This is a genomic window from Streptomyces sp. NPDC000880 (assembly GCF_053599675.1).
Window position 1 is genome coordinate 1 of record NZ_JBSFMS010000230.1, and the last position, 3,765, is coordinate 3,765.

Here is a 3,765-nt window from a genome sequence, read left to right on the forward strand (position 1 = left end):
GGCGACCTGGGCGAGTCGATGATCAAGCGGGACCTGGGCATCAAGGACATGGGCACGCTGCTCCCAGGTCATGGCGGCATCATGGACCGGCTGGACGAGCTGCGCAACGAGCTCGACGGGGTGAAGGAGAAGCTGCGCGCGGCCGAGGACCGGGCGCGTACGGCCAAGGAGGAGCTACAGCGGCTACGCGAACAGGGCAACACGAAGTAGCCGCTAGAGTGATCAAGGGCCCGGTACCGCCTCCCCCGTCGGTATCGGGCCCTTCCACGTACCGCCTCAGGCGGCGTCGCCGGAACGGCACACCTCAGTTACTGGCCGCCATGGGCCAAAATGCACCGCATGGCTCATGGAGCCCGCGTGCGGAACTGTGCGCGCATCTCCGCGCCGGGCACGGTGTCAGGCCGTGAGCGGCACCGGGTGGATCTCGTCCGCCGGGTGGCCGGCGCGCTCGTGAATGCGCTGCACCGCCTCCGCCGACGGCGCCTCCGACAGGCAGTAGACCTCGCCGGACTGAGGGTCTGCCCAGGCCTGCTTGAATTGCACCCGTTCCTCGGCCTCGATGGCCAGGTCCGCGCGGTGCGCGTCCCGCAGTTGCTCGTCCGTGATCCCCTTCATCCCGTGGTGAACGTCCATGAACTCGCCCATGATCACGCACCTCCTGATCGCCGGTACTTCCATGCTGCACCCAGCATCGAAAGCCCACCTCATGAGCGACGACGCGTCACCGGTCCGTCACCCGGGGCGGTCAAGCCCGAGAGGTCAGCCCGAGCGGTCACTTGGTGCGCGGTGGCGCGTGGGGCATCTCCCCGCCGCCATCGGCAGCGGTCCCGCGGCCCCGCGCTGCCAGACGGTTTTGGGTAGCACTTAGCGATCACAGAGCCCGAAAATGTCGAGAGAACTGGCAACGCTGTATGCCGCGGTGGGGCACTGTCGTCACCTGCGAGGGCCGCCACCAACTGTGCCCTGCCTGCCAGCGGCCCACCAGCATTCCGCCTTCTCCCGCGGACCAGCCCGACAGCCCGAACTGAGCAGGGACTCAGGCGGCGTAGTCGTGCTGGACGACGTCGCCGCGGATGCGGGCGGCGATGACGTCCGCGGCATGCTCGAGGGCGGCGAGGAACGGGTCCGCGGCGGCCTCGAGGACCGCGGCCTTCACGAAGTCCTCGACGGACTGCCCGGCCGCCGCGGCAGCGCGCTGCACCTGGGCGTGCTCGTGGGGCTCGAGGTGCAGCGGGAGGGCCTGGTCGTACGCGGCGCGTTCCATGGCGGGGAGCGTACCTGCGGGCTGGGGCGGTCAGGCGGCGGTTTCGAGGGCCTGGCGCTCGGCGAGGAGCGTGCGGCGCATCGTCTCCCACCGGGTCGGTACGAGGTCGCTCGCGGGGACGCCGTCGGCGTCTTGGTCGCGCTGCACGGCGTTGGCGACCTTGAGGTACCACTTGCTGATGCCGCGGCGCTTGATGGGGAGTCCGGCGTCCGGGTTGGGCGGGGTGGACAGCCACAGGTGGTTGGGGATGCCGCCCTCGAGCCGGTCGAGGAGGGCCTCGCGGCGCGGCAGCCAGTCCGCCAGGAGGAGAGCGGTGTCCACGGACAGGGACACCGTCTCGGGTTCGGGCATCTTGCCGCGCAGCCCGCCCTGGGGTTGACGGATCACGGTGAGGGTCCGGGTGTCCTCGGTGAGCGTCAGGTCGGGCAGCCGCATGGACTCCAGCTCGCCGAGCCGGGGCAGGGTGTCGCACATGACGCCCCACATCGCCAGGCCGCGCACGATGACGTCCGGCCGGTCCGCGGCGTGCCACTTGCCGGCCTCGCGCTGCAGGTGCTGCGAGATGAGGTCACGGAAGCGTGGGGAGACCGTCGGGCGCAGCGTCATGGGGGGCATGACGGGTGACTCGAAGGGCACCTTCGCCTGCCGGGCGAACGCCTCGAGGCAGTAGATCCGGATGCGTTCGGAGGCGTCGACGCTGGTGGGGTCGGTGTCGACGGTCGGCATGGTGCGCAGCAACCCACCGCGGCCGAGGAGGAGGTACGCGTGTACGGCCTCGGGTGCGAGGAGCTCGGCGAGGGTGTCGCCGGCTGTCTCGGTGAGGCCGAGGGGCAGCGCAATGGCGAGCTCGGAGGCGACCCATTCGAGCTGCTGCAGGCGGGCGTCGGAGACGACGTCCTTGTGCTTCTGGTTGACCGTGCGGAACACGTCGAGGACCCGTTCCAGCTCGTCGACGGCCGGGGCGGGTCTGGGCACGGTGGTGAGCGCGACCGCGCGCGTCGGGCGGTCGGCGCCTGCGCTGGTCATGCGGGCGGGCGTACTCATAGCCCTAGAGTGTGCCGCCTCCAAGGCCGCTTTGCTGCGCCTCAGCTAGTTCAGCAGGCCACGGCGTCGCGGCTGGACCAGCGGCTCCGGCTCGTACAGCGCGAGGAGGATCGCTTCCGCCCGGTCGGGTGACTTCAAACCCCGGGCGGTCATCGCCTTCTTTGACTCGATCTGCGTGTAACCCCCGGTGTTGGACAGCAGCTTGGGTGTGGAGAGCTGTGCCGCGGCGCGCTTGTCGACGTGGAGCCGGATGCGGCCGCGGCCGGTGGACGGGTCGGGCTGCAGGAGGCTTCTGGTCGCCAGCCACATTTCGTCACGCTTGCGCCACGGCCGCATGACGGCTCCCGGGTCGTCCTGGGTGGGCGACTCGGAGACCATGACGCCGACGATCTGCGCTCTGTGTCGGCCGCTGTCGAACCAGCGTTGCAGCATGGAGACGGCGCCGTGGCCGATGCCGTTCTTGTCGACCTTGACGCGGACAGGGTGCTTGGAGCCGAGGGCGTCGGCCAGGCGCTGCGCCGTGTGGATCTCCTCGAGGATTTTCTCCGCGACGGTCACCTGGTTGTCGTTGGCGGCGCCCGCGGAGGCGTGCCGGAATCCCACAACGTCCCCGATGGACCGGTAGATCGTGAACTCGTCGCCTCCGTCCGCGGCGACGTCGACGCCCAATCGGATCCACGCCCCTTCGCGGACGGTGTGGGTGGCGGTCTCGCCGTCCAGGCCGAGGTCGCACAGGCGGTGCCAGCCGGGCCCGGTCGGGTCCTCGTAGGACTGTGCGTCCTCGACCCAGGTCGGCGGGATGGTGAGGCCTCCGCCGCCCTTGGGGAACTTGGCGTACACCTTGGCGATGACGTACGGGTGATCAGGCCCGTATGACCGGATGGTGCGGTCAACCCAGTCCTGGTCTGGCATGTGCTCGGCCAGTGTGTGCCGTTCGACGCCTGCCGGGCAGTCGTTGCAGTACGGCACCCGCTCCCCCGTGATTGCCGGGGAGTCGAGCGAAGAGATTGGCAGGGTGATGGTGGTCGGCTCCTCCACGTCGTCACCCTCGTTGCACAGCTCCTCGAACCAGGAGGCGGGATCGTCCATGGCGGGGTTGCCGATGGCGAGCATCGCAGCGTGCCCGCCGGTCAGCAGGTTGTTCGTGCCGTGGCCGATCATCGGGGCGATACCGCCGGCCTCGTCGACGATGAGCAGCAGGTGCGGCATGTGGATTCCCTGCATGGCTGCCTCGTCGTTGGCGGGTGCAGAGAAACCGTACGCGGCCACGAAGTCGTTGCCGTACGGGTCGGGGATCTTGTACTGGACGGTGTCGCACTGGCCCGGGAGCCCGGCCCGGGGCACCACTTTGCGGATGTGCGGCCACATACGCCTCGGGCGACTCACCCGTCAGATGCCGCACCATGGCGACCATCCCGCCGTGGTACTGGAAGTAGTCGTCGGCGTCGACCAGATCG

5 protein-coding genes and 1 pseudogene are annotated in these 3,765 nt (G+C 69.7%); 1 reads left to right on the forward strand and 5 read right to left on the reverse strand.

The window, feature by feature from the left end:
* On the forward strand, positions 1–210 hold a 210-nt coding region (locus ACWDO5_RS35445), incomplete at its 5' end, for a phosphatidate cytidylyltransferase (RefSeq protein WP_450534640.1).
* Positions 211–396: 186 nt separating this feature from the next.
* On the opposite strand, the gene ACWDO5_RS35450 is transcribed toward ACWDO5_RS35445, so the two are convergent.
* From ACWDO5_RS35450 to ACWDO5_RS35470, 5 genes and pseudogenes are all read right to left on the reverse strand, one after another.
* Entirely contained in the window at positions 397–645 is a 249-nt protein-coding gene (locus tag ACWDO5_RS35450) for an SCO4226 family nickel-binding protein (RefSeq protein ID WP_450534641.1), read from the reverse strand.
* Positions 646–1,036: 391 nt separating this feature from the next.
* Positions 1,037–1,264 carry a type II toxin -antitoxin system TacA 1-like antitoxin gene (locus ACWDO5_RS35455; protein ID WP_450534642.1) on the reverse strand — a complete coding sequence of 76 codons (228 nt, stop codon included), beginning with the start codon at positions 1,262–1,264 and terminating at the stop codon, positions 1,037–1,039.
* 30 nt (positions 1,265–1,294) lie between these two features.
* Positions 1,295–2,290: a hypothetical protein gene (locus ACWDO5_RS35460; protein WP_450534643.1), complete on the reverse strand. Its 996-nt coding sequence runs from the start codon at positions 2,288–2,290 to the stop codon at positions 1,295–1,297.
* A 63-nt stretch (positions 2,291–2,353) separates the two neighbouring features.
* Positions 2,354–3,655 (reverse strand): hypothetical protein, encoded by a 1,302-nt coding sequence (locus ACWDO5_RS35465; protein ID WP_450534644.1) that lies wholly within the window; start codon positions 3,653–3,655, stop codon positions 2,354–2,356.
* Positions 3,656–3,671: 16 nt separating this feature from the next.
* Positions 3,672–3,765, reverse strand: a pseudogene (locus tag ACWDO5_RS35470) (cobaltochelatase subunit CobN); the annotation flags it as partial.

Coding starts and splice junctions, on each gene's coding strand:
- ACWDO5_RS35450 (WP_450534641.1), bottom strand. CDS start 645: ATGGGCGAGTTCATGGACGTTCACCACGGGATGAAGGGGATCACGGAC.
- ACWDO5_RS35455 (WP_450534642.1), bottom strand. CDS start 1,264: ATGGAACGCGCCGCGTACGACCAGGCCCTCCCGCTGCACCTCGAGCCC.
- ACWDO5_RS35460 (WP_450534643.1), bottom strand. CDS start 2,290: ATGACCAGCGCAGGCGCCGACCGCCCGACGCGCGCGGTCGCGCTCACC.